21 protein-coding genes are annotated in these 23,085 nt (G+C 66.9%); 11 read left to right on the forward strand and 10 right to left on the reverse strand.

The window, feature by feature from the left end; genetic code table 11:
- Nucleotides 1–38: 38 nt before the first annotated feature.
- Both FIV02_RS13110 and FIV02_RS13115 read left to right on the forward strand, forming a co-directional pair.
- Complete coding sequence (locus FIV02_RS13110) at nucleotides 39–938, forward strand: LysR family transcriptional regulator (RefSeq protein WP_152488853.1); 900 nt, start codon at nucleotides 39–41, stop codon at nucleotides 936–938.
- Between the two features lie 107 nt (nucleotides 939–1,045).
- Nucleotides 1,046–2,233 carry an MFS transporter gene (locus FIV02_RS13115; protein ID WP_152488854.1) on the forward strand — a complete coding sequence of 396 codons (1,188 nt, stop codon included), beginning with the start codon at nucleotides 1,046–1,048 and terminating at the stop codon, nucleotides 2,231–2,233.
- 237 nt (nucleotides 2,234–2,470) lie between these two features.
- On the opposite strand, the gene FIV02_RS13120 is transcribed toward FIV02_RS13115, so the two are convergent.
- From FIV02_RS13120 to bglX, 4 genes are all read right to left on the reverse strand, one after another.
- The gene (locus FIV02_RS13120) at nucleotides 2,471–3,001 is read right to left on the reverse strand and encodes a cytochrome b (protein ID WP_152488855.1); all 531 of its coding nucleotides are present in this window, start codon (nucleotides 2,999–3,001) and stop codon (nucleotides 2,471–2,473) included.
- 254 nt (nucleotides 3,002–3,255) lie between these two features.
- Entirely contained in the window at nucleotides 3,256–5,802 is a 2,547-nt protein-coding gene (gene mdoH, locus FIV02_RS13125) for a glucans biosynthesis glucosyltransferase MdoH (protein WP_152488856.1), read from the reverse strand.
- Nucleotides 5,795–7,330, reverse strand: coding sequence for a glucan biosynthesis protein G (locus FIV02_RS13130; RefSeq protein ID WP_152490124.1), 1,536 nt, complete (start codon nucleotides 7,328–7,330; stop codon nucleotides 5,795–5,797). The genes mdoH and FIV02_RS13130 overlap by 8 nt, the downstream gene beginning before the upstream one ends.
- Before the next feature lie 260 nt (nucleotides 7,331–7,590).
- Nucleotides 7,591–9,885 (reverse strand): beta-glucosidase BglX, encoded by a 2,295-nt coding sequence (bglX, locus tag FIV02_RS13135; RefSeq protein ID WP_371923157.1) that lies wholly within the window; start codon nucleotides 9,883–9,885, stop codon nucleotides 7,591–7,593.
- A gap of 233 nt (nucleotides 9,886–10,118) precedes the next feature.
- Here bglX and FIV02_RS13140 point away from each other — a divergent pair, with 233 nt between their 5' ends.
- The 3 genes from FIV02_RS13140 to FIV02_RS13150 all read left to right on the forward strand — a co-directional run bounded on the left by FIV02_RS13140 (nucleotide 10,119) and on the right by FIV02_RS13150 (nucleotide 14,849).
- Entirely contained in the window at nucleotides 10,119–10,997 is an 879-nt protein-coding gene (locus FIV02_RS13140) for a helix-turn-helix domain-containing protein (RefSeq protein ID WP_152488858.1), read from the forward strand.
- A gap of 112 nt (nucleotides 10,998–11,109) precedes the next feature.
- On the forward strand, nucleotides 11,110–12,105 hold the full coding sequence (locus tag FIV02_RS13145; protein ID WP_172979218.1) for a GlxA family transcriptional regulator: 996 nt from the start codon (nucleotides 11,110–11,112) through the stop codon (nucleotides 12,103–12,105).
- 116 nt (nucleotides 12,106–12,221) lie between these two features.
- Complete coding sequence (locus FIV02_RS13150; RefSeq protein ID WP_152488859.1) at nucleotides 12,222–14,849, forward strand: DEAD/DEAH box helicase; 2,628 nt, start codon at nucleotides 12,222–12,224, stop codon at nucleotides 14,847–14,849.
- 10 nt (nucleotides 14,850–14,859) lie between these two features.
- Here the strand turns inward: FIV02_RS13150 and FIV02_RS13155 are convergent, their stop codons facing one another.
- Nucleotides 14,860–15,354 carry a phosphate-starvation-inducible protein PsiE gene (locus FIV02_RS13155; protein ID WP_037048030.1) on the reverse strand — a complete coding sequence of 165 codons (495 nt, stop codon included), beginning with the start codon at nucleotides 15,352–15,354 and terminating at the stop codon, nucleotides 14,860–14,862.
- Between the two features lie 222 nt (nucleotides 15,355–15,576).
- On the opposite strand from FIV02_RS13155, the gene FIV02_RS13160 reads away from it, so the two are divergent.
- Together FIV02_RS13160 and FIV02_RS13165 are read left to right on the forward strand one after the other, a co-directional pair.
- Nucleotides 15,577–16,551 carry an MBL fold metallo-hydrolase gene (locus FIV02_RS13160; RefSeq protein ID WP_152488860.1) on the forward strand — a complete coding sequence of 325 codons (975 nt, stop codon included), beginning with the start codon at nucleotides 15,577–15,579 and terminating at the stop codon, nucleotides 16,549–16,551.
- Nucleotides 16,552–16,659: 108 nt separating this feature from the next.
- Nucleotides 16,660–16,923 carry a YebG family protein gene (locus FIV02_RS13165; protein WP_037048038.1) on the forward strand — a complete coding sequence of 88 codons (264 nt, stop codon included), beginning with the start codon at nucleotides 16,660–16,662 and terminating at the stop codon, nucleotides 16,921–16,923.
- A 45-nt stretch (nucleotides 16,924–16,968) separates the two neighbouring features.
- On the opposite strand, the gene FIV02_RS13170 is transcribed toward FIV02_RS13165, so the two are convergent.
- Nucleotides 16,969–17,211: a hypothetical protein gene (locus FIV02_RS13170; protein ID WP_037048040.1), complete on the reverse strand. Its 243-nt coding sequence runs from the start codon at nucleotides 17,209–17,211 to the stop codon at nucleotides 16,969–16,971.
- 80 nt (nucleotides 17,212–17,291) lie between these two features.
- Between FIV02_RS13170 and FIV02_RS13175 the strand changes: the two genes are divergently transcribed.
- Both FIV02_RS13175 and FIV02_RS13180 read left to right on the forward strand, forming a co-directional pair.
- A complete protein-coding gene (locus tag FIV02_RS13175) occupies nucleotides 17,292–17,696 on the forward strand; it encodes a DUF488 domain-containing protein (RefSeq protein WP_152488861.1) in 405 nt (134 codons plus the stop codon).
- A gap of 279 nt (nucleotides 17,697–17,975) precedes the next feature.
- Nucleotides 17,976–18,857, forward strand: a complete 882-nt coding sequence (locus FIV02_RS13180) for a DMT family transporter (RefSeq protein WP_152488862.1) — start codon at nucleotides 17,976–17,978, stop codon at nucleotides 18,855–18,857.
- Here the strand turns inward: FIV02_RS13180 and FIV02_RS13185 are convergent.
- A complete protein-coding gene (locus FIV02_RS13185) occupies nucleotides 18,854–19,876 on the reverse strand; it encodes a Glu/Leu/Phe/Val dehydrogenase dimerization domain-containing protein (RefSeq protein ID WP_152488863.1) in 1,023 nt (340 codons plus the stop codon). The genes FIV02_RS13180 and FIV02_RS13185 overlap by 4 nt on opposite strands.
- Nucleotides 19,877–19,976: 100 nt before the next feature.
- On the opposite strand from FIV02_RS13185, the gene FIV02_RS13190 reads away from it, so the two are divergent.
- Nucleotides 19,977–20,780, forward strand: a complete 804-nt coding sequence (locus FIV02_RS13190; RefSeq protein WP_152488864.1) for a SirB1 family protein — start codon at nucleotides 19,977–19,979, stop codon at nucleotides 20,778–20,780.
- A 12-nt stretch (nucleotides 20,781–20,792) separates the two neighbouring features.
- On the opposite strand, the gene FIV02_RS13195 is transcribed toward FIV02_RS13190, so the two are convergent.
- The 3 genes from FIV02_RS13195 to FIV02_RS13205 form a co-directional block, all read right to left on the reverse strand.
- Nucleotides 20,793–21,149 (reverse strand): PilZ domain-containing protein, encoded by a 357-nt coding sequence (locus FIV02_RS13195; protein WP_037048051.1) that lies wholly within the window; start codon nucleotides 21,147–21,149, stop codon nucleotides 20,793–20,795.
- Nucleotides 21,150–21,208: 59 nt separating this feature from the next.
- A complete protein-coding gene (locus FIV02_RS13200) occupies nucleotides 21,209–21,631 on the reverse strand; it encodes a DUF4124 domain-containing protein (RefSeq protein WP_152488865.1) in 423 nt (140 codons plus the stop codon).
- A gap of 73 nt (nucleotides 21,632–21,704) precedes the next feature.
- The gene (locus FIV02_RS13205) at nucleotides 21,705–22,079 is read right to left on the reverse strand and encodes a tol-pal system YbgF family protein (RefSeq protein ID WP_152488866.1); all 375 of its coding nucleotides are present in this window, start codon (nucleotides 22,077–22,079) and stop codon (nucleotides 21,705–21,707) included.
- 151 nt (nucleotides 22,080–22,230) lie between these two features.
- On the opposite strand from FIV02_RS13205, the gene FIV02_RS13210 reads away from it, so the two are divergent.
- Complete coding sequence (locus FIV02_RS13210) at nucleotides 22,231–23,037, forward strand: tetratricopeptide repeat protein (RefSeq protein ID WP_152488867.1); 807 nt, start codon at nucleotides 22,231–22,233, stop codon at nucleotides 23,035–23,037.
- Nucleotides 23,038–23,085 lie beyond the last annotated feature (48 nt).

Genomic DNA, 23,085 nt, shown 5'->3' on the forward strand with positions numbered 1-23,085 from the left:
GCAAGCTGCGCAGCGGACATTCTCAACCGGGGCACTCGATGGACAAGCTGCTGGCGCTGCGCACCTTCGTCACCACCGTTCGCTGCGGCGGTTTTTCCGCTGCTGCACGGCAGCTGGGGCTGGCCACCTCGTCGGTGACCCGCGCGGTCAACGCGCTGGAGCAGGAGCTGGGCTGCGTGCTGCTCAACCGCAACACACGCCAGGTCAGCGTCAGTGAAGCCGGGCGGGACTACTTCGAACGCGCCCTGGCCATACTCGACGCCCTCGACGAGGCCGACGCCGCGGTGGCCGACAAGGACGACGAGGTACGCGGTCGCCTGGCGGTGAGCGTGCCGGTGGAATTCGCCCGCCGCCTGATCGCGCCGCACCTGGGCGAGCTGCTCGAGCGCCACCCGCGACTGGAGCTGACCCTGCGCGTGACCGACGAGGTGGTCGATCTGCTCAGCGAACGCATCGACCTGGCCCTGCGCCTGGGATCATCCATCGTCAGCGATGACGTGATCAGCCAGCAGGTTGGGCGCTTCCGCCGCTGGCTGGTGGCGAGCCCGGAGTACCTGGCGCGCACCCCGCCGATCGCGCATCCGAGCGCGCTCCAGGCGCACGCCTGCCTGCAATACGACTACGGCAGCCCGGCGCACTACTGGCGCTTCGAGCAGGACGGCGCGACCTTGCAGGTGCCGGTCACGGGGCGCCTGCGCAGCAACAACGCCGATATCCTGCGCCAGGCGGCCCTGACGGGTCAGGGCGTGGCGCTGCTGTCGGACTGGCTGGTGCGCGACGACGTGGCCCAGGGGCAGCTGCAGCGCCTGCTACCGGACTACGAAGTGGCACCCGGGCCTCACGAAGGCACCATCCACCTGCTGTACCTGCCGAACCATCGGGGCTCCAGGCGGATCGCCGCCTTCAGTGCATTCCTGCAAGGCCTGCTGCAGGGCTGAGCGGCGTTGCACGACACGCAACGCACTGTTGCTCGGACGGTGGATTCTCCGTAGCCAGCCGGCCCCCTACTCTTGCGCCTGCCGCCCATTGCCACCGAGAACAGCGCATGACCAGCCAGACCTCCTCGCTCACACGCGAGTCACCATCCCTGCCGCAGACACTGGTGCTGTTGTTCGCCCTGTGCTGCGGCGCCATCGTCGCCAACCTCTACTACGCACAACCGATCATCGAGCTGATCGCCCCGGATGTCGGCCTCGACGCCGAGCGGGCCAGCCTGATCGTCTCGCTGACGCAGATCGGCTATGCCCTCGGCCTGCTGTTCCTGGTGCCGCTGGCCGACCTGCTGGAAAGCCGCCGGCTGATGCTGATCACCACCGCCGCCGCCCTGCTCTGCCTGCTGGCGGCCGCGTTCGCCAGCCAGCCCGGCCTGTTCCTCGGCCTGGCGCTGCTGATCGGCCTGAGCTCGGTGTCGGTGCAGATGCTGATCCCGCTGGCGGCCAACCTGGCGCCGGAGGCCAGCCGCGGCCGCGTGGTCGGCAACATCATGAGCGGCCTGCTGCTGGGCATCCTGCTGGCCAGGCCGCTGGCCAGCCTGGTGGCCGGCGAGTTCGGCTGGCGCGCGGTGTACCTGATGGCCGCCAGCCTGATGCTGCTGATCAGCCTGGTGATCGCCACCACCATTCCGCGCCATGCGCCCGCTCACCGCGCCAGCTACGGCCAGTTGCTGGCCTCGCTCGTGCAACTGTTGCGCCGCTACCCGATCCTGCGTCGCCGGGCGCTGTACCAGGGCCTGATGTTCGCCAGCTTCAGCCTGTTCTGGACGGCGGCACCGCTGGAGCTGGCCCGTCACCTGGGGCTGAGCCAGCAGGACATCGCCCTGTTCGCCCTGGCCGGCGCCATCGGCGCGGTGGCAGCGCCGATCGCCGGGCACCTGGCCGATGCCGGGCATACCTACCGCGCCAGCCTGGTCGCACTGCTGCTGGCGCCGCTGGCCTTCGTCCCCGATCTGCTGAGCGACGGCCTGGGCTGGGTCGGCCTGGTGGCGACCGCCATCGTCCTCGACTTCGCCGTGCAGATGAGCATGGTGCTCGGCCAGCGCAGCATCTACGCCCTCGAGCCGCAGAGCCGCGCCCGCCTCAACGCCCTGTACATGACCAGTATCTTCATCGGCGGGGCCATCGGCTCGGCGCTGGCCAGCCCGATCTACGAGCAGTTCGGCTGGCAGGGTGCGGCGCTGCTGGGGGCAGGGTTGCCACTGCTCGGGCTGCTGCTGTTCGTCAGCCGCGAGCCCTGAACGCCAGATGCCGCCCGCGCCAGCGAGCGGCCTGGCTTTTGCGCAGGCAACAAAAAACCCGCCGAAGCGGGTTTCTTCCCAACCATCCGACATCCTGTCGGTAGCCATCGTGGCCTGGTCATCATCCGTGATCCTCAGCGATCCGTCGCTGCAGGGGATGTGTGTAGATTAAGGATCTGACCGAAGCGACAACAGCAGCGGTTACCGCTTCGGCGTGTAAGACATTCGCCATAGCGCTCAGGACGAACGCCCCAGCATGCGCCCGAGCACATCCACATCGCCCTGGCGACGGTGGACGAATGCCATGACCACATGCCCGATGATCAGCACCAGCAACAGCTGGCCGAGGTTGCCGTGCAACAGGCTGGCCGGGGCGATCATCCACTCGATCTTGCCACCCTCGAAGCCGGACATGATGGTCATGCCGAATGCCTCGAAGGCCCGCCCGGAACCGTACTGGCGCATCAGCGCCAACAACGGAATCACCAGCATCAGTGCATAGAGGACCCGATGACCCAGGCTGGCCGCTCGGCTCAACGCGGCAGGACGACGCCCCCGGTTGTACAGTGCCCAGGCCAGGCGGATGACCACCAGCACCATCAGCAGCAGGCCGACGGACTTGTGCGTGCCGCCGGTCAGCGTCTCCAGAGCACTGTCTTCCGGCGCCAATACAGTGAGAAATTGCCACAGCAGCAGCGCCGCCATGGCCCAGTGCAAAACACGAGACACAACGCCGTAACGCTGCGCAGAATCATTGAGGCTCGACATATTCAGGTTCCTATCAGGTCAGGTGAATGGCGTCGCCACGCACGGCTCCTCCTGTGCACGCAGCGAAACAGCCCGGCAATTGCGATGGAGGAGCAGCAACATGCCATCTTGTTTTCACCAGATAGGTGGCCAAGGCTCTGTCTCAGGGCCCATGTCATCGCAGGACGCCATGGTGCACTGAGGCAGGTAGCAATGGGAAAACCTGGCTGTAAGCAAGTGTGTCGCAGGCGAACCTGCGACACAGGGTCGATTGCTCAGGCGTCGCGCAAGCGGTCGCGGGCCTCACGCCAGCTGTGCTGCTGCGGCTCCTGCCAGATTCGCGCATGCAGGCGCGCCATGCCGTCGGGGTCGTTGAGCAGGCGCCAGCGCGTGGCCTCGACATGCCCTTGCGGGCCGGCCGCGAGGATTTCCTCGATCCGCTCGTCACGCAAGGCTTCGGCGGCAGGCACCACCTTGGCATGGCGCGCACGCGCCATGGCGCAGACCAGGGCGTTGTAGAGCGGGTCGACCACCGCCCGCAGGAAGCCCTGGCGCAGCGCACGCGCGCTGTTCAGGCGCTCGTACTCGGCGGTGTTGCTCAGTTCGCGCGGCACTTCGTGCTCCTCCGGGATGAGGAACAGCTTGCTGCGCCGCGTAGCCAGACCGGGCGCGGTGCGGCTGGTCAGCACCGACACCAGCGGCGAGAGGATCAGCGACACCACGATCGGCGCCAGCCACCAGAGGAAGTCCGGATTGAGCCAGCCGACCAGCCCTGTCCAGGCGATCCCCAGCAGCACCTGCGAGCCATGACGGCGCAAGGCCTCGCTCCAGGGCGTGGAATCGTCCACGCGCTGCGGCGAGTTCCACTGCACTGACCAGCCGAGGAAGGCTGCGGTGACGAACAGGCTGTGGAACAGCATGCGCACCGGTGCCAGCAGCACCGAACAGCCAGCCTCCAGCAGCATCGACAGCAGCACGCGCAGGCGCCCGCCGTAGGCTTCGGCGCCCTGGATCCAGATCAGCAGCACGCTGAGCAGCTTGGGCAGGAACAACAGCGTCATGGTCGCAGAGAACAGCGCCACCGCCTCCTCCGGCTGCCACCTTGGCCACAGCGGATACAGCTGGTTGGGCTGCAGGAAGTACTCCGGCACCATCAGCGTGTGGATCGCCAGCAGGCAGGTGGACAACGCCAGGAACAGCAGCCACAGCGGTGCCGACAGATAGGACATGACCCCGGTGAGAAACACCACGCGATGCACCGCGTGCATCCCGCGTACCAGGAACAGACGGAAGTTCATCAGGTTACCGTGGCACCAGCGCCGGTCGCGCTTGAGCTCGTCGAGCAGGTTCGGCGGCAACTCCTCGTAGCTGCCCGGCAGGTCGTAGGCGATCCACACGCCCCAGCCGGCACGGCGCATCAGCGCCGCCTCGACGAAGTCGTGGGAGAGAATCGCCCCGGCGAATGCACCGGTGCCCGGCAAGGGCGCCAGGGCGCAGTGCTCGATGAAGGGTTTGACGCGGATGATCGCGTTGTGGCCCCAGTAGTGCGACTCACCCAGCTGCCAGAAGTTGAGCCCGGCGGTGAACAGCGGCCCGTACACGCTGGTGGCGAACTGTTGCAGGCGCGCGTAGAGGGTGTCCATGCCGGACGCCTTGGGCGCGGTCTGGATGATCCCGGCGCCGGGGTTGGCCTCCATCAGGCGGACCAGGCTGGTCAGGCAGTCGCCGCTCATCACGCTGTCGGCGTCGAGCACCACCATGTAGCGGTAGTTGCTGCCCCAGCGCCGGCAGAAGTCGTCGATATTGCCGCTCTTGCGCTTCACCCGGCGCCGCCGTCGGCGATAGAAGATGCGCCCGAAGCCTTCCACTTCGCGGCACAGCTCCATCCAGGCCTGCTGTTCGGCGACGCAGATATCCGGGTCGTTGCTGTCGCTGAGCACGAAGAAATCGAAATGCTCCAGCTGCCCGGTGGCCTTCAGCGACTCGAAGGTCGCACGCAGGCCGGCGAACACCCGTGGCACGTGCTCGTTGGCGATCGGCATGACCAGCGCGGTGCGCGCCTTCGGCGAGATCGGCTCGTTGCCGCAGGCAGTGGCCGAGATGCTGTAGCGATCACGCCCGCGCAGCAGCTGGAAGAAGCCCATCAGGGCCGTCCAGAAGCCCATCGAGACCCAGCAGAACAGCAGTGCGAACAGCGCCAGGATGCTGGTCTGCACTACGTACGGCAGGATCTGTCGCGCCGACTCGCGCAGCGGCTGCTCGAAGACCAGGCCCAGGTCGACCAGCGACCAGCCCTGGTACGGCAGCACCGATTTCATGTACCAGGTGGCGACCACCGTCTGCGCCACCATCAGCAGCAACAGGGCAGCACGGCGCATCGACGCGACCTGCCGCCAGCGCGCCTCGGCGAAATCCTCGGTCTCGCGGGTACGCGGGCGTGGCGTCGGCTTCTCGCCCTTCAGGCGTCGCCAGCCACGGTCGAGGATGTTGGTCTGCCAGGGCTCCGGCACGATGCGCGTGCGCCTGATCGGCGGGGTCGACTCGATGGTCGGCCGCCCCTGGTGATCCTCGACGAGGCGGCAACCGCGTTCGAGTGCGTCCGGCCAGCCCATCTCCAGGCGCGCCGGGACCGACTCGAGCAGCTCGCGCGTTTCCTCCTGGGGCTCGCTGCTGGCCGCCTCCGGCATCTGCAGCGCATGGTGCAGGGTGGCCAGGTCACCGCCCTCCTCCAGGCGGTGAGCCAGTTCCTCCTGCCGCTGCGGGTCGAGCGGCAGTTCCTCCAGGTAATCCTGGATCAGCGTATCGTCGAGGGAGTTATTCATGGGCAGGCAGCTGGTAGCTCCAGGTTTCCGACAGGGGTTTGCCGTCCTGGACCAGGGCAGCACGCATTTCCACCGGTTGTGCCGGGTCCTTGACCAGGATGCGCAGGGTCAGGCGCCAGCCTTTGCTCACCGGGTTGTACCGCAGGTTCTTCTCCACGATTTCGGCATTGCCATCGACACTGACCTGCGGCTCGATGGCCGCGTCCGCCGCGAGCTCGGCCAGCACCGGGCCGGCGAAGTCCACCACCAGGGCGGTGCTGCCATCGGGCTGACGAATCAGGTTGGCCTGCTTCACGTCACCCTCGGACAGGCGGGTCTGGGTGACCATGGCCAGCTGCGGGTCATGCAGCTTGGCGTCGTTCCGGCTGAAGTGCAGGCGGTAGTGGACGTCCAGCGCCTCGCCTACGGCGGGCTGGTTGTCGGGGCGCCAGAGGGCGACGATGTTGTCGTTGGTCTCGTCCGGCGTGGGAATTTCCACCAGCTCGACATGGCCGGTGCCCCAGTCACCGACGGTTTCCACCCAGCCACTCGGGCGCAGCTCGTAGCGGTCGTCGAGGTCCTGGTACTGGCCGAAATCGCGGTTGCGCTGCATCAGGCCGAAACCACGCGGGTTGTCGATGCGGTAGCTGCTGACGTTGAGGCGCTGCGGGTTGTTCAGCGGGCGCCAGAGCCACTCGTCATTGCCGGCGTGGATGGCCAGGCCGTCGGAATCATGCAGTTCGGGGCGATAGTTGTGACGGGGCGAAGGCTGATTGGCGCCGAACAGGTACATGCTGGTCAGCGGCGCGATGCCGAGTTTCTCCACCGGTTCGCGCAGGTAGACCTTGGCCTGCACGTCGAGCACGCTGTCGCGGCCCGGGTCGATCTCCATGCGGTAGGCACCGGTGGCACGCGGCGAGTCGAGCAGCGCATAGAACAGCAAGGTGCCGCGGTCGGACTGCGGCTTCTCGATCCAGAACTCGGTGAACCGCGGGAACTCCTCGCCCGACGGCAGCGCGGTGTCGATGGCCAGCCCGCGTGCGGACAGGCCGAACACCTGGCCCTTGCCGACGATGCGGAAGTAGCTGGCGCCCAGCACGCTCATCACTTCATCCTGACGGCCCGCCTCGTTCAGCTCGTGGATCACCTTGAAACCGGCGAAACCGAGATCCTTGAGGTCCTCCGCTTTCAGGTCGAGGTCGCCGAAGTCGAACATCGCCGGGTCGTACTTGATTTCGCGCGTGCCCTCGGCGGTCACTTCGTTGATCTTCACCGGCAGGTCGAAATGCATGCCCTGGTGGAAGAAGTACAGCTGGAACGGCGTCTTGCCGTCGCGCCAGTAGGCCTTGTCTTCACGGAAGCGCACCTTCTGATAGCCGGCGAACGGCAGGTCGCGCAGGGATGCCGGCAGATTGCTCTGCGGCGCGCTGTACTTCTCGGCCGCCAGGGCCTTGGCCTTGACCGCCACATCGTCCAACTCGAATGCCCAGCTCTGGGCTGCGAACAACAGAGGGAGCACACAGAGGGCCAGCTTGCCGGCCTTGCCCATACGGGCTCCAGAACAACGACTCATCGACACACAGCCTCCAGGGCAACACGTACTGACAGGCAGCGGCCAGCCCGGGGGCGACCGCTACGGAGAGTTGAAAACAGGCGAATGGGACAGCGACAGCGCGAGCGCGATGCGGACGACCGACCGGACGGTGGTGCCTGCGCATGCGCGGATTCTTTCTGCGCATTATTACCAGATCGTGAAGTCCGGCACAGGTGGTCGCGCGAGTATATTTTCTGCCTCCTAGGGCCACCCCCTCACTGGCGTGGCAACAGTTCGAAACGCGCCTCCTGCACGCTTTGCGAATCCAGCCCCAGCTGGACACGGAAGGCACCCGGCTCGCTGACATGACGCAGGCTGGCATCGAAGAAACGCAGCATGCTTTCGTCGATCTCGAAACTCAGCTCGCGAGTCTCGCCTGCCTCAAGCTTGACCCTGCGAAAATCCTTGAGTTCCTTCACCGGGCGGATCACCGAGGCGGCCTCGTCATGCAGATACAGCTGCACGACGGTCGCGCCGGCACGCGGTCCGGCGTTCTTCAGGGTCACGCTGACGCGAATCCGCTCATCCGGCGTCATGCGCGGTGCCGAGAGTTTCGGCGCCGAGAGCTGGAAGTCGCTGTAGCTCAGGCCGTAGCCGAATGGATAGAGCGGGCCATTGGGCTCCTCGAAGTACTGCGAGGTGTAGTTGCCAGGCGTGCCGGGGGTGTACGGACGACCCAGGCGCAGATGGTTGTAGTAGCTGGGGATCTGCCCGACCGAACGCGGGAAGGTGATCGGCAGCTTGCCCGCCGGGTTGTGCTCGCCGAACAGCACATCGGCGATGGCATGGCCGCCCTCGATGCCGCTGTACCAGGTTTCCAGCATGGCGTCGGCATTGTCCTTCTCCCAGGTCAGTGCCAGGGGGCGGCCGTTCATCAGCACCAGCACCAGCGGCTTGCCGGTGGCCTTGAGGGCGCGCAGCAAGGCCTGCTGGCTGTCGGGCAGGTCCAGGCGAGTGCGGCTCGACGACTCGTGGGACATACCACGCGCCTCGCCGACCGCGGCGACAATCACGTCCGCCTGGCGCGCGACCCTGACCGCCTCCTCCAGCATCGCCTGCGGCGTGCGCTTGTCCTGCACGACTTCCGGGCGGTCCCAGTTGAGCTGGTTGAGGTAGTCGATCACATGGGCATCGTCAGTGACGTTGGCGCCCTGGGCGAACAGCAGCTTGCCCCGGCCCTGCAGCGCCGCCTGCATGCCCTTGCGCAGGGTCACCGCCTGCTCGGCGACGCCCACCGCCGACCAGCTGCCGAGCATGTCCACCGGCGAGTCGGCCAGCGGGCCGATCAGGGCCACGGTCTGCGTCTTCTTCAGCGGCAGGGTGTCGCCATGGTTTTCCAGCAGCACCAGGGCATCGCGCGCCATCGCCCGCGCATCGGCACGGTGCAGGCGGCTCTCGGCATTGACGTCGGCCGGGTCATCCCCGGCGCGACCGATACGGCGGAACGGGTCGTGGAACAGGCCAAGGTCGTACTTGGTGGCCAGGACATGGCTGACCGCCTCGTCCAGCACGCGCTGCGGCACCGCGCCGCTGCGCACCAGGCCCGGCAATTCCTGGTCGTAGAGAGTGTCGGCCATGCTCATGCCCACACCGGCGCTGATCGCCAGACGCGCCGCCTCGCGGCCATCGCTGGCCACGCCATGGCGCAGCAGCTCGGTGATCGCCCCGTGGTCGCTCAACGCCACGCCCTTGAACCCCCAGTCGCGGCGCAGCAGGTCGCGCAGCAACCAGCTGTTGGCCGAAGCGGGAACGCCGTTGATGGCGTTGAGCGCGACCATCACCCCGCCGGCACCGGCATCGATGGCCGCCCGGTACGGCGGCAGGTAATCCTGATACATGCGCATCGGGCTCATGTCGACCACGTTGTAGTCGCGCCCGCCCTCCACCGCGCCATACAGGGCGAAGTGCTTGACGCTGGCCATGATGCGCTGCGGATCGCTGGGGTCGCTGCCCTGATAGCCACGCACCATGGCGGCGGCAATGCGCGAGACCAGATAGGGGTCCTCGCCGAAGCCCTCCGAGGTACGCCCCCAGCGGGGATCACGGGAGATATCGACGGTCGGCGCGAAGGTCATGTCGAGGCCGTCGGCACTGGCCTCGAACGCCGCGACCCGGGCGCTGTTCTCGATGGCCGGGATGTCCCAGCTCGACGCCAGGCCCAGGCCGATGGGAAAGGTGGTGCGATGGCCGTGGATGATGTCGTAGGCGAAGAACACCGGAATTCCCAGGCGGCTGCGCAGCGCCGCCTCCTGCATGGGCCGGTTCTCCGGGCGCACCACCGAGTTGAAGGTAGCGCCGATGCGCCCGGCCGCCATCTCCTCGCGGATGCGCTCGCGCGGCATGTCGCCGCCGATGCTGATCAGGCGCAGTTGACCGACCTTCTCTTCCAGGGTCATGCGGCTGACCAGGTCGGCGATGAAGGCGGGTTTGTCATCGATGGAGGGGGCGGCGGCCAGCAGGCCGGGGGTGATCAACAGGGAAGCGAGGGCGAACGAGCGCAGGTCAGTCATCGAGAAGGGCATCCGGGATGCGAATCATTGTTCGAGTGCTCGCCACGATACTCCGACTCGCCCTGCGCCGCCGCAGCCACGCGCAAAAAACCTCGGCCCGTACTTCACGCGAGCAGCCAGACAGTCGCAATCCGGGATGCACCGCCGCCACTTGCACGAACTTGCGCATTTTTCTCGCCGCGACTGGCGTTATCGGATGGCCGGTGTAGCATGGCGGCATCCGGGAGAAGCTGATGGCGACATTCGACAACCTGCAGGTATTCCAGAGCATGAGCCGCTCGCCGCATGCGCAGCTGCATGCCATTGCCGAGCTGGGTGACGGCCTGGCGGTGGCGCACTGGAGCAACGCCCACGATGCACGCGACTACCTCGCCCCCAGCCATCACACGCTGTCCTGCTACCTGGCCGGTGGCACCGGCACCTTCCGCCGCGAGCAACCAGGCAACTGCGGCGCGCCGGACCGCCTGTGCATCCTGCCCGCCGAGCACCAGTCGGCCTGGATCATCAACGGCGAAATCCAGCTCGCCCACCTCTATATCGAGCAGGAGCAGTTTGCCCTCGGCGCTGTCGCCCTGCTCGACCGTGAGCCGCGCAGCCTGCAGCTGGAAGAGGCGACCTTCCTCGAGGACGCCGAGCAGGCCGGGCGCTTTCGCCAGCTCTGCCGACTCGACTGGCAGGAGCCCGGCGAGCGCCTGCTGGCCAGCAGCCTGGCGCATGAGCTGCTCGACCATGCCCTGCTCAACCAGGTCGGCCTGCGCCAGGGCCTGCGCCTGAAGGGCGGCCTGGCACCGGCAGTGCGCCGGCGCGTGCGCGACTACATCGAGCAGCACCTGGCCGAGCCGCTGTCGCTGGATATCCTGGCCAGCCTCTGCAGCCTCTCCGAATACCATTTCGCCCGCATGTTCCAGAGCAGCTTCGGCCTGCCGCCGCACCGCTACGTGCTGGCCAGGCGCATGGCGCTGGCCTGCCATCTGCTGCGCCACACCCGCCAGAGCCTGGCGCAGGTGGCCATGACCTGCGGCTTTGCCAGCGCCAGCCATTTCAGCAATCGTTTCCGCCAGGCGCTGGGGGACACCCCCAGCCGCTATCGCCAGGCGTTCGAGCCAACCTGATCCGGCCAACGCAGGTTATAGTGCGGCACCGGACAGACAGGCACGCCGGTGGTGCCTGCGCGGGTGCACGACGAGGTCGCGATTGGTAACCAGACGACAGTTCAGCGAGGCGATGCAGGGCCAGAACGTGCGTTTCGTGGGCGACAAGCGCGAAACGATCCAGACCTCCTGCGTCGGCTTCATCCTGCTCGAGCACTTCTCCCTGCCCGCCTTCACCCAGGCGCTCGATACCCTGATCACCGCCAACCTGATCCAGAGCCAGGCCTTCGCCACGCGGACCTTCAGCCTCGACGGCGGTTCGGTGACCAGCGATCTGGGCCTGGTCATCTGCCCCGATGCACGTGCCAGCGGCGAAGGCCTGGCGGAGCTGGACCTGCTGGTGGTATGCGGCGGCCTGCGCACCGCGCTGCGCGACATGCCGGAACTGGGGCAACTGCTGAAACAGGCGCAACACAAGGGCATCGCCCTGTCCGGGCTGTGGAACGGCGCCTGGTTCCTGGCCCGCGCCGGCCAGCTCGACGGCTACCGCTGCACCATTCACCCGGAACACCGCGCCGCCCTGGCGGAAATCGCCAAGGACAGCCAGGTCACCAGCGAAAGCTACATCGTCGACCGTGACCGGCTCACCGCCGCCAGCCCGACCGGCGCCTTCAACATGGTGCTGGAGTGGATCAACCAGCTGTACGGCCGTCACCTGGCCGACGCCGTGGTGGATATCCTCGCGTTCGAGGAATCCCGCTACCGCCGCGCGCGGCCGGCGCTGCACGAGAAGATGAGCGAACCCCTGCGTGAAGTGATCAACCTGATGGCGAGCAACATCGAGGAGCCGCTGACGGTGGCCCAGCTCGCCCAGTACGCCGGCCGCTCGCCGCGCCAGATCGAACGGCTGTTCCAGGAGCAGCTCGGCACCACGCCCCTGCGCTACTACATGGAACTGCGCATCACCGAGAGCCGCCGCCTGCTGCAGCACTCCGAGCTGCCGATCGTGGATGTCGGTCTCGCCTGCGGCTTCGTCTCACCCAGCCACTTCAGCAAGTGCTACGCCTCATTCTTCGGCTATCCGCCGTCGAAGGAGCAGCGCCACGGCTGCGTCAAGGCCAGGAAGTAACGCGCGAACCGACCATGGGTGCCTGCGCAAGCACCCGCGCCTGTGCGAAAATCGGTCCCTTTGCATTCACGCGGCTGGCTCATGCGTCAAACCTTCGCCACTGTGGGGCTGTTCTGATGCCCCTCGACATCCATCATCTGCGCCAGGAAGACTGGCGTTCCGAGTTCGGCGCCGGCGACCTGCGCCGGGGCATCGCCTACGCCGAGGAAAAGCGCAGCAAGCTGCTCAGCCTCAGGGATCACAGCCTCCTGGCGAACTGCCGGGGCTCCGGCCAGACCTACCAGCAGCGCATCACCCTGCACCCCTACGGGCGCAAGTGGAGCGTGACCGGGCACTGCAGCTGCCCGGTCGGCTTCAACTGCAAGCACGTGGTCGCCGCCCTGCTCACCCTGGAAGCCGTGCAGAAGAGCGGCGCAGACCTGTCCGAGCTGATCGTGCCGAGCAAGGAAGTCGCCGAACAGCGCCTGGAGGGCATCAGCCCCGTCCCGGTGCTGACCCTGGGCAGCCATGTGCGCGTGCACTTCGATGCACGCAAGGGGCGCATGCTGGAACAGACCCAGCACCGCGCCGCACTGGCCTTCGACTACGCCGGGCATCTGACTTTCGGCAAACCGGCCAAGGACCTGGTCAAGCGCCTCCAGGCCGACCTGAACCTGCGCGTCATCCGCGATGCGAACGCCGAGGCGCGGCTGCGCAAGCGTCTGGAACAGCTTGGCCTGCAGGTCGCCCTGCGGCAGAGCGACGCCCTGCCAGCCGATGCCGGCGAGCCGTTCGAGCTGGAGGGCGAGCGCGACTGGCTCGGCTTCGTGCAGAACCAGTTGCCGCAACTGCGCGCCGAAGGCTGGCAGATCCACATGCGCCCGGACTTCCAGTACAACCTGGCGGAAGTCGAGGACTGGTACGCCGAAGTCGAGGAAGACCCGCAGCAGAACTGGTTCGACCTGGAGCTCGGCATCGAGGTGGAAGGTCAGCGCCTGAGCCTGCTGCCGATCCTCCTGCAGGCGATTCGCCGCACGCCCTGGCTGCTGACGCCCGAAGCGCTGGCCCAGCGTTCCGACGAGGATCGCCTGCTGGTCAACCTGCCCCAGGGCGGCAAGCGCATCGCCCTGCCATTCGCCCGCCTCAAGCCGCTGCTGGCGACGCTGGGTGAGCTGTATTTCCGCGATCCGGGCGAGGATCACCTGCCGCTGCGCCTGGGCCGTGCCGATGCCGCACGCCTGGCGGAGCTGGCGCAGGGTCCGACGCTGAACTGGCAAGGCGGTGACGAGCTGCGCGGCTTCGCCCAGCGCCTGCAACGACTGCAGGTCAGAGAAGTGGCCGCGCCTGCGGGCCTGCAGGCCGAACTGCGCGCCTATCAGCTAGAGGGACTGAACTGGATGCAGACCCTCGCCGAACTGCGCGTGGGCGGTGTGCTGGCCGATGACATGGGCCTGGGCAAGACCCTGCAGACACTGGCCCATGTGCTCTGCGAAAAGCAGGCCGGACGCCTCGACAAGCCCGCGCTGATCGTCATGCCCACCAGCCTGATCCCCAACTGGCAGGACGAGGCGGCCCGCTTCACCCCGCAGTTGCGCGTGCTCGCCCTGCACGGCAACAAGCGCAAGGCGCTGTTCGAGGAGATCGCCGCGCACGACCTGATCCTCACCACCTACGCCCTGCTGCCGCGCGACCTCAAGGCGCTGAACCAGCAGTCTTATCGCCTGCTGATTCTCGACGAGGCGCAGAACATCAAGAACCCCCGCAGCAAGGCCGCCACTGCCGCTGCGCAGGTACAGGCCGACCTGCGCCTGTGCCTGACCGGCACGCCGCTGGAGAATCACCTGGGTGAGCTGTGGTCGCTGTTCCACTTCCTCATGCCCGGCTGGCTGGGCGACGCCAAGGCCTTCACCCGCGACTACCGCACGCCCATCGAGAAGCGTGGCGATGCCCAGCGCCTGGCACACCTGGGCGGGCGCATCCGCCCCTTCCTCCTGCGCCGCACCAAGGAGCAGGTGGCCAGCGAGCTGCCGCCGAAGACCGAGATCATCCAGTGGGTCGAGATGACCCAGCTGCAGCGCGACCGCTACGAAACCCTGCGCCTGGCCATGGACCAGAAGGTGCGCGACGAGATTGCCCGCCAGGGCCTGGCACGCAGCCATATCGTCATCCTCGAAGCCCTGTTGCGCCTGCGCCAGAGCTGCTGTGACCTGCGCCTGCTCGGCGACGACGCGAGCGACCTGAGCGCCGCCGACTCGGGCAAGCTCAGCGCCCTGCTGGACATGCTCGTGGAGCTGGTCGAAGAAGGCCGCCGTGTGCTGCTGTTCTCGCAGTTCACCTCGATGCTGGCGCTGATCGAGCAGGAGCTGCAGGCACGCAAGATCGCCTACGCCAAGCTGACCGGCAGCACCCAGGACCGACGCACACCAGTGCAACGCTTCCAGGCCGGCGAATTCCCGGTGTTCCTGATCAGCCTCAAGGCCGGCGGCAGCGGCCTGAACCTCACCGCAGCGGACACCGTGATCCATTTCGATCCCTGGTGGAACCCTGCCGCCGAAGCCCAGGCCAGCGACCGCGCCTACCGCATCGGCCAGGACAAGCCGGTGTTCGTCTACAAGCTGATCGCCCGTGGCAGCGTCGAGGAGAAGATCCAGCACCTGCAGCAAGCCAAGGCCAGCCTGGCCGAGGGCGTGCTAGGCAGCGGTGGCCAGGGACAGTGGCAGCTGGACGAGGCGGACCTGGCCGCCCTGTTCGCCCCGCTGCAATAGCGGATGCGCCTCAGTCGGCCGCATCGTCGCGCTCCGCTTCGGCATCCTCGCGGTTGCGCACCTTGCCACGCGGCACCGGGCCAGCAGCCGCAGGGAAGCGCGACGAGGCATAGCGCACCACCAGAATCGCCAGTGCCAGCAGGAGGATCGCCCCGGACACCATCACCACGCCCCAGCTTGGTTTGTGGGTGTGGGAGATGTCGGAGATCATCAGGCGCGTCAGCGCGGTGATCGCCACGTAGATCATGAAGCGGATCGGCATGTGGTTGGTCTTGAAGTAGATCCCCACCATGGCCGCCAGCTCCAGGTAGATGAACAGCAGCAGGATGTCATCGACCGTGATGTGGCCCTTCTCCAGCATGCCGATGAAGGCCATCACCCCGGCCCAGGCGGTGATCGCCCCGATGGCGAACAGCGCCAGATAATGGAACGCCTCCATCAGCAGGTTGCCCAGCGACTCCGCCAGACCGTGCATGTGTTCGCGCAAGCGCTCAGCCCAATTCATCCTTCAACTCCCCAGCAAACCGGCACGACGTCCCGAACACCCACCGTGGGCATTCACAGGCCACCATCATGCAGGAAAAAGACCCACGCGAGGATGATGCGGCGATGTGACGCAAGGCCTAGCCGGAGCAGGCGCCTCGACGCTGAAAGCACAGGACAGGCTCGCCAAGACGGCCTCCGGCATCGCACACTGCGGCATCCCCACTCAACGAAGGATCTCCCCATGCGTCTTTTCTCGCTGAGCACCGCCTTGTCATCCGCCATGATCGCCCTGGTCAGCCTGCCGTTGCAGGCAGCCGCACCGGCACCACAGAAGACCCAGGTGCCGGGCTACTACCGCATGGCGCTCGGGGACTTCGAGGTCACGGCCCTGTACGACGGCTACACCGACCTGCCGGCCAGCCTGCTCAAGGGCATCGACGACAAGGACCTGCAGTCGTTGCTGGCGCGCATGTTCGTCGCATCCGAGAAAGGCGTGCAGACCGCGGTCAACGCCTACCTGATCAATACCGGTGACAATCTGGTGCTGGTCGACACCGGCGCCGCCCAGTGCTTCGGCCCTACGCTGGGCGTGGTGCAGAACAACCTCAAGGCGTCCGGCTACCAGCCGGAACAGGTCGATACCGTGCTGCTCACCCACCTGCATCCGGACCATGCCTGCGGCCTGGTCAACGCCGACGGCAGCCCGGCCTACCCCAACGCGACCGTGGAAGTACCCCAGGCGGAAGCCGACTTCTGGCTCGACGAGGCGACCATGGCCAAGGCCCCCGAAGGCATGCAGGGCATGTTCAAGCTGGCGCAGCAGGCCGTTGCGCCCTACGCCAGGCTGAACAAGCTCAAGCCCTACGAGGCGCAGGGCGAGCTGCTGCCCGGCGTCAGCCTGGTGGCCAGCCCCGGCCATACCCCAGGACACACGTCCTACCTGTTCCAGTCGGGCGGGCAGAGCCTGCTGGTATGGGGCGACATCGTGCACAACCATGCCGTGCAGTTCGCCAGGCCGGAGGTGGTCATCGAGTTCGACGTCGACAGCGCCAAGGCCCTGGAATCCCGCCAGCGCCTCCTCGCCGAAGCAGCCAGGGACAAGCTCTGGGTGGCCGGCGCGCACCTGCCCTTCCCCGGCCTCGGCCACGTACGCAAGGACACCCAGGGCTATGCCTGGGTACCCGCCGAATTCAGCCCGATCCGTAGCGACCGCTGAATTCCTGGCACTCGCTGCTGGCAAAACGGCAGCGAGTTCTTTATGCTTCGATCACTGTACAAATAAACAGTTACCGATAGACACGCATGAAGGCAGATGAGGTGATGAATGGCCGTCGAAGTGGTGTACCGCAGCAGTCGCGACCCGGAGCGCTTGTTCATGGATAAGGCCGAAGCCGATCGTTACGACAAGATGCTCGAACTGGCCGAGCGCCTGACCGAGGTGCTGCACAAGGCAGTGCCGTCGCTGAACGAGGAGCAAGGCGAGGAAATCGGCATTTTCATGGCCAAGAACCGCGACGTGTTCGCCAAGGCCTTCAAGAACCAGCCGGATGCGCTCGACGAACTCGAGGCCGAAGCCGCCAGCGAATGACCAGCCCGGCAGGCCTCGCCGTACTCGACGGCCGAGGCCTCGGGGTCATGCGCTGCCTGGCCGATACTGCGTCGCAGCCTGCTCCAGCCAGGCAGGCAGTTCACGGCGGCTGATGCCCTCGTGCCGGGCACGGGCCAGTTGCTCCAGCATGTACTGACGCTTGGGCTCGTCTCCCTCGGCGAAGGAAAGTGCCAGGTCGCGGTCACTCCACTGACGAATGCGGCGAAACAGCCACCAGTGAAAGTACAGGCCGGCCGCAGTAGTGACGACGATGATGAAATAGTCCATGGTGATTCCTCCTCCCCCACGCTAAACGAGCACGCGCACGACGCCAAGTGCAGCGTTGCCGCAGGCAAGGAGCCGGTTCGATGATCCGCTGCAAACGGGTGTACCTGGAAGCCGAAACCTGCGACGGGCAGCGTGTGCTGGTCGACCGCCTGTGGCCGAGAGGCCTGGCGAAGGACGTCCTGGCGTGCGACGCCTGGCTGCCCGATGTCGCGCCATCGACCGCCCTGCGCAAGGGCTTTGGCCATCGCGCCCATGCCTTCGCCGACTTTCGCGCAGCCTACCGCCACGAACTGGCCTGCCACCCCGAGCATTGGCAGCGCCTGCTGCACTGGGCGGCAGGCGGCACCCTGACGCTGCTCTACGCCGCACGCGATGAGGTGCACAACAACGCACGCGTGCTGGCGGAGTTCCTCGAGGAGGAGCTGCTGCGACGCGACACGCCGAGTTCGGCAGTGTGCTACCAGGGCGAGTTCGATGCGGGTTGACCACGCCGACCGCTCAGGCTAGCCTCAGGACCTCAACAACCGAGTCGCCCCATTTCCATGACCCTGCTCGCGCATCGCCCGAACGATCTCGCCAGCGCCGCCTACCGCGCCGCTGCCGATGGCTGTGCGCCGCCACCTGCCTGTCACGCCGGCACTCCCCCTCCGCCGGCAGCCGTCTAAGCGGGCTCACCCCGCACCTTCCCGCTCCGCCCTATCGGCCTTGCCGAGCTGCGCCCGTGCGCACGGAGCTCACGCGGATTTATCGACAGGTGTTCCATCATGCGTTTCCCTTCGACCCTTCTGTCCAGCTACGGCGCGACAGCCTTGTTCGTGCTGCTCTGGTCTGCCGGCGCCATATTTGCCCGCCTCGGCCTGGACCATGCGTCCCCGTTCGCCTTTCTCGTCCTGCGCTTCGCCCTGGCCTGCGCGGCCCTGGCGTTGCTCGCCAGCCATTCCGGCATCTGGTTGCCGCAACGCGGCCTGCGCTGCTCGACCGCCAGGGCCGGGCTGCTGATGATCGGCGGCTACAGCATCTGCTACATGCTGGCCCTGGCCGAGGGCATCACGCCTGGCGTACTGGCCACGGTACTGGGCGTGCAACCCATCCTGACCCTGATGCTGCTGGAACGGCACGCCTCCCCGCTGCGCGTGCTGGGTCTGCTGACGGCCCTCGGCGGCCTGGCGATCGTCGTCAGCGACAGCCTGCTGTACAGCGCACTGCCGGTCAGCGGCATGCTGTTCGCCCTCGGCGCCCTGCTCTGCATCACCCTGGGCAGCATCGCCCAGAAGAACCTGCGGCAGAGCCCCATGCACGCACTGCCGCTGCAGTACGGCCTGTGCCTGCTGGCCAGCCTGCTGCTGTTGCCGAGCCAGGACTGGCGCGTGGAGTACGATGTCGGGCTGTTGCTGCCACTGCTGTGGATGGGGCTGGTGATCTCGGTGGGCGCGCAGTTGCTGCTGTACCGCCTGATCCAGGCCGGCAACCTGGTCAACGTCACCAGCCTGTTCTATCTGGTGCCGGTCACCACCGGCGTGCTCGACTATCTGCTGCTGGGCAACCGGCTCTCGGCACATGCCCTGGTCGGCATGGCCGCGATCCTGCTGGGCCTGACGCTGGTCTTCCGCCTGGCCCCGCAGCGCGGCCAGGCGAGCGAATGCTAGCGTTCGTACAGCAGGTGCTCGGCCAACCGGTCGGCGACTCTGGCGGGCGAGCGCTTCTCCGCCTGAGCGTGGGCGTAGATGTCGGTCAGGCGCTGGCTGATCCGCGCCAGGTGGGCGGTGATGGCCGGCAACCCCTCGCCGCGGTGACGTAACGCCACGTAGATCAGGCCACCGGCATTGAGCACGTAATCCGGCGCATAGAGGATGCCGCGAGCCTCCAGCTCGTCGGCGATCTCCGGGCTGGCCAGCTGATTGTTGGCCGCCCCGGCGACCGCAGCGCAGCGCAGGTGAGCGACGCTCTGCCGGCTCAGCACACCGCCAAGGCCACAGGGCGCGAGGATGTCGCAGGGCGTGGTCAGCAAGGCTTCGCTGGCGATCGGCTGGGCACCGAGCTGCTCGACAGCCAGCTGCACACGCCCGGCGTCGAGGTCGCTGACCAGCAGCTCGGCCCCCGCCGCATGCAACGCCTCGGCCAGGGCGAAACCGACATTACCCAGCCCCTGCACGGCGATGCGCAACCCTTCCAGATCATCCCCGCCCAACCGTGCCTGGGCAGTGGCGCGGATACCGGCGAACACGCCCAGTGCCGTATGCGGCGACGGGTCGCCCGCACTGGAAGTGCTGGTTGCATGCCGGGTATGCAGGGCGATGCAATCCATGTCGGCGCTGGAGGTGCCACTGTCGACGGCGGTGATGTAACGTCCGTTCAGCGTTTCGATGAAGCGCCCGAAGGCTTCGAACAGCGCGGCCCGGCTGTCCAGGTGCGCCGGGCGGATGAGCACCGCCTTGCCGCCACCGTGGTCGATGCCGGCCAGCGCCGCCTTGTAGCTCATGCCCTGAGCCAGGCGGATGGCGTCGCGGATGGCGCTCTGCTCGTCGGGATAGGCCAGGTAGCGGCAGCCACCGAGCGCCGGCCCGAGTCGGGTACTGTGAATGGCGATAACGGCCTTGAGGCCACTGACGGGATCGTCAGCCAGATGCAGGGCCTCGAGGCGGGCGGCTTCCATCATGCTGAACATGGGCGAGCTCCCGGTCTGACTTCAGGCCACAGTATAGGTGAGGGCAACTGGACGAGCGTTCGACCAGGGGCTACAAGAGCAGAAGCCACCGGAGAATGCGATGAGCCCACGCCAAGCCTGTCTGCAGTGCCTGCAACGCGACCCGCCTGCCCTGTTCGAGGCAGCGCTGTGGATCGCCGCCGAACATGACGAACAGTTGCAGCCGGTGAACCTGCTCGCCGACCTGCACGCACTGCAGCTGCAGGTCAGCGCCGGACTGCCGGCCCTGCCCGCGCGCGAGCTGGCCCAGCCGCTGCTGCGCCGACTCGCCGAACTCGACTACCAGGAAGACGACGAAAGCGTGACACGCCCACGCCATGCCCTGCTCCACGAGGTGCTGCGCCGCCGCCGTGGCCAGCCACTGTCGCTGGCGCTGATCGCCCTGGAGCTGGCACGACGCCTGGACATTCCGCTGCAAGGGGTGAATTTTCCCGGCCATTTCATGCTGCGCGTGCCAGGCGCCGACCACCTGCTCGACCCCTGTGGCGGCCGCCGCCTGTACACCCGTGACTGTCGCGAGCAGCTGTATCGTCAACAGGGCGCGGGGGTGGAGCTCAGCGCCGTGCACCTGCAGACCGCCGATGCAGCGGCCATGCTGCAGCGCCTGTCACGCAACCTGCGGCAGCTGCACCTGCAGCATGACGAGCCCATGGCCGCGCTGAAGGATGCCGAGCGCGTGCTCCAGCTCGGCCCGCCGAACCTCGCCGACCACCTGGCCCGTGCGGACGTCTACCAGCAGCTCGATTGCCCGCAGGGCGAGCGCTACGACCTGGAGCGTGCCCTGCTGTTCTGTGAGGAGGAAGGCCTGCGCCTGCAGCTGAGTCAGCGCCTGCGCAATCTGCAGAGAGCACCTGCGGTGCACTGAAACGAGTGATGTTCAGGCCGATGCCGGCAGACCATGGAAGCTGAAGTAGTAGCGTAGCGCCTCGATCATCTCGACATATTCGGCGGGGGGCGCGACCAGCGCGAAGCCGGAGTCATAGCAGCCCGGCGTGACATCCTCGCGGCACCACTGGCAGGTGGCAGAGACGTCGATGAAGCGCACACCTTGCTGACCGGGAATCTTCAGGCGCATGTCGAAGCGCGCACCCACCAGCAGCGGCAGCTGGCTGATCAGCATCAGGCCGTCCAGGGAGACATTGCCGATGGAGCCCATCGGCTTGTCGGTGATGCGATTGAACACCTTCAGGTAATAGGGCAACTGATGGCGTTCGATTCGACGCTGGCTGCGCATGGTGGCGAATCGCTACAAAGGGTCTTGAGTATGGCCCGCCCCCGGCCACTAGGCCAGTCCTAGCCGCAACGTTCGGCGATGCGATCACGTAGCTTGCGACGAGCGGTATCCGTCTCTTCATCACTGTAGTAAATGCGCTCGCCGTTGGCATCGGTGCGGTAGTACGAGAAACCTTCCGGGATCTGTGCCAGGCGGCGCTGTAAATCACGGCATTCACTGGCCCGTTCCTGGCGCTGGTTGGCCGCTGCGGCGGCAGCCTGCTGCTGCTCGTCGCGCCGGGCGTCGTAGAAGCGCTGGCTGCGCGCCTCACGCTCGCGCGTCTGCGCGTCGCGCTCAACGACCTGCGGCTTCACCTCGACCCTCTCGGCGCCCGCGACGGGGCGCTGGCCGAAGTGCACCTGGCCCTGCTCATCGGTCCAGCGATAGATCTCCGCCGTGGCCAGGGCCGGTAGCAGAGCAGCGATCAACAACAAGCGGCGCATGGCCATCCTCCAGAGGTACATGCGCCAGCTTATACCGCGCGGCAGCTCGACGAAATGACCCGCGACCGATGGCTCACAGCGCAGCCGGGCTGGCCTTGGCGGTCGCGGCCGGATGGTAGTGGCCAAGCTGCTCGAGCGTCTGCAGGCGTGCACGGGCACGGTAGGCATACTCGCTGGCCGGGTAGCGGCCGATGATGAACTGGTAGGTCTGTGCCGCGTCGACGAACAGGCTCTCGCGCTCCAGGCACTGCCCGCGCAGCAGGGAGATTTCCGGCTGCAGGTAGGTGCGCGAACGACTCTTGCGCTCGGCCTGTGACAGTTCGAGTTCGACGCGCGAGCAGTCACCCTCGTGGTACGCGCGGTAGGCGTTGTTCAGGTGGTGGTCGAGCGATACACGGGTGCAGCCGGCGGCCAGCAGCGCCACGGCCAGGATGATCAGGGTTCGCATGGGTAATTCCTCCGATGTGCAGTGTATCGACAGGCGCCGGAAAAACTGAACAGCGACAAACCTCCGATGGGTTTTACCGCCATCGCCTTGGCGCTACCCAGCGCCCTGACTAGACTGCGCGACATCGGCCCGTTCCGGCCAAGGAGCCTGCATGCTGTTCGTTCGCCTGATTTCCCTCGCCGTCGGCGCCTGCCTGCTGAGTGCCTGCGCACCGACCACCCCGCTGTTCATCGCCCAGGTCACCACCAACGAGGTGGTCGAGTACAAGGCCCTGAAGACCAAGCGCATGACGGCGGCCATCGAGGACGAAGGCGACCTGCTGACCTACAGCGCCCTGGCCATTCGCGACGCCCATAGCGACAAGGCCGAGGCACTCTATCTGGAGGGCTACCGTGACCGCCAGCTGAGTGACGAGGTACGCGCCATCGCCCTGTACCAGATCGGTCTGATCTACATGAACCGCTTCAACGAGCAGCGCGACGACGCCAAGGCCCTCAATTACTTCTACCGGGTGCTCAACGAATTTCCCGCCAGCCAGGCGGCCAATCGCGCCGAGCAGCGTATCGAGACGATCCGCCAGCGCGAGGACGCGCCTATCCACCAGACATCGCGCGAGCTGCTGGCGCACTGGCAGCCCAGCCAGAACCTCGACCTGTACAAGCCCAGCCTCGATCCGGACATGACCCTGTTGTCGCGCCGCGCCGTGCTCAAGGGCCGGGTCGACGAGGCCGAGCAACTCTACATGCTGGGCCTGGCGGACCCGCACGTCCCCGCCGACATCAAGGAAAAGGCGCTGTACCAGCTGGCCCTGATGCACATGGCGCCGGACAACCCGGCCGCCAACCGGGACAAGGCCATCGCCTACCTGCGTCGCCTGCTGGTGCAGTTCCCCGAAGGCGAGCTGAACGCCAAGGCCGCCCGCCACCTCGACCTGGCCCTGAATCCGGGCGCGCGCTGACCCACATCAATGCCGTTCGCCGCGCCAGGGTCTGTAATGTCAGGACAC

Origin of the sequence: Pseudomonas sp. THAF187a (assembly GCF_009363395.1) — a bacterium.
GTDB classification, from domain to species: Bacteria; Pseudomonadota; Gammaproteobacteria; order Pseudomonadales; family Pseudomonadaceae; genus Aquipseudomonas; species Aquipseudomonas khazarica.

Bases quoted from the DNA above. Each gene is read 5' to 3' on its own strand.
- FIV02_RS13110 (WP_152488853.1), top strand. From the start codon at position 39: ATGGACAAGCTGCTGGCGCTGCGCACCTTCGTCACCACCGTTCGCTGC.
- FIV02_RS13115 (WP_152488854.1), top strand. From the start codon at position 1,046: ATGACCAGCCAGACCTCCTCGCTCACACGCGAGTCACCATCCCTGCCG.
- FIV02_RS13120 (WP_152488855.1), bottom strand. From the start codon at position 3,001: ATGTCGAGCCTCAATGATTCTGCGCAGCGTTACGGCGTTGTGTCTCGT.
- mdoH (WP_152488856.1), bottom strand. From the start codon at position 5,802: ATGAATAACTCCCTCGACGATACGCTGATCCAGGATTACCTGGAGGAA.
- FIV02_RS13130 (WP_152490124.1), bottom strand. From the start codon at position 7,330: ATGGGCAAGGCCGGCAAGCTGGCCCTCTGTGTGCTCCCTCTGTTGTTC.
- bglX (WP_371923157.1), bottom strand. From the start codon at position 9,885: ATGACTGACCTGCGCTCGTTCGCCCTCGCTTCCCTGTTGATCACCCCC.
- FIV02_RS13140 (WP_152488858.1), top strand. From the start codon at position 10,119: ATGGCGACATTCGACAACCTGCAGGTATTCCAGAGCATGAGCCGCTCG.
- FIV02_RS13145 (WP_172979218.1), top strand. From the start codon at position 11,110: ATGCAGGGCCAGAACGTGCGTTTCGTGGGCGACAAGCGCGAAACGATC.
- FIV02_RS13150 (WP_152488859.1), top strand. From the start codon at position 12,222: ATGCCCCTCGACATCCATCATCTGCGCCAGGAAGACTGGCGTTCCGAG.
- FIV02_RS13155 (WP_037048030.1), bottom strand. From the start codon at position 15,354: ATGAATTGGGCTGAGCGCTTGCGCGAACACATGCACGGTCTGGCGGAG.
- FIV02_RS13160 (WP_152488860.1), top strand. From the start codon at position 15,577: ATGCGTCTTTTCTCGCTGAGCACCGCCTTGTCATCCGCCATGATCGCC.
- FIV02_RS13165 (WP_037048038.1), top strand. From the start codon at position 16,660: ATGGCCGTCGAAGTGGTGTACCGCAGCAGTCGCGACCCGGAGCGCTTG.
- FIV02_RS13170 (WP_037048040.1), bottom strand. From the start codon at position 17,211: ATGGACTATTTCATCATCGTCGTCACTACTGCGGCCGGCCTGTACTTT.
- FIV02_RS13175 (WP_152488861.1), top strand. From the start codon at position 17,292: ATGATCCGCTGCAAACGGGTGTACCTGGAAGCCGAAACCTGCGACGGG.
- FIV02_RS13180 (WP_152488862.1), top strand. From the start codon at position 17,976: ATGCGTTTCCCTTCGACCCTTCTGTCCAGCTACGGCGCGACAGCCTTG.
- FIV02_RS13185 (WP_152488863.1), bottom strand. From the start codon at position 19,876: ATGTTCAGCATGATGGAAGCCGCCCGCCTCGAGGCCCTGCATCTGGCT.
- FIV02_RS13190 (WP_152488864.1), top strand. From the start codon at position 19,977: ATGAGCCCACGCCAAGCCTGTCTGCAGTGCCTGCAACGCGACCCGCCT.
- FIV02_RS13195 (WP_037048051.1), bottom strand. From the start codon at position 21,149: ATGCGCAGCCAGCGTCGAATCGAACGCCATCAGTTGCCCTATTACCTG.
- FIV02_RS13200 (WP_152488865.1), bottom strand. From the start codon at position 21,631: ATGCGCCGCTTGTTGTTGATCGCTGCTCTGCTACCGGCCCTGGCCACG.
- FIV02_RS13205 (WP_152488866.1), bottom strand. From the start codon at position 22,079: ATGCGAACCCTGATCATCCTGGCCGTGGCGCTGCTGGCCGCCGGCTGC.
- FIV02_RS13210 (WP_152488867.1), top strand. From the start codon at position 22,231: ATGCTGTTCGTTCGCCTGATTTCCCTCGCCGTCGGCGCCTGCCTGCTG.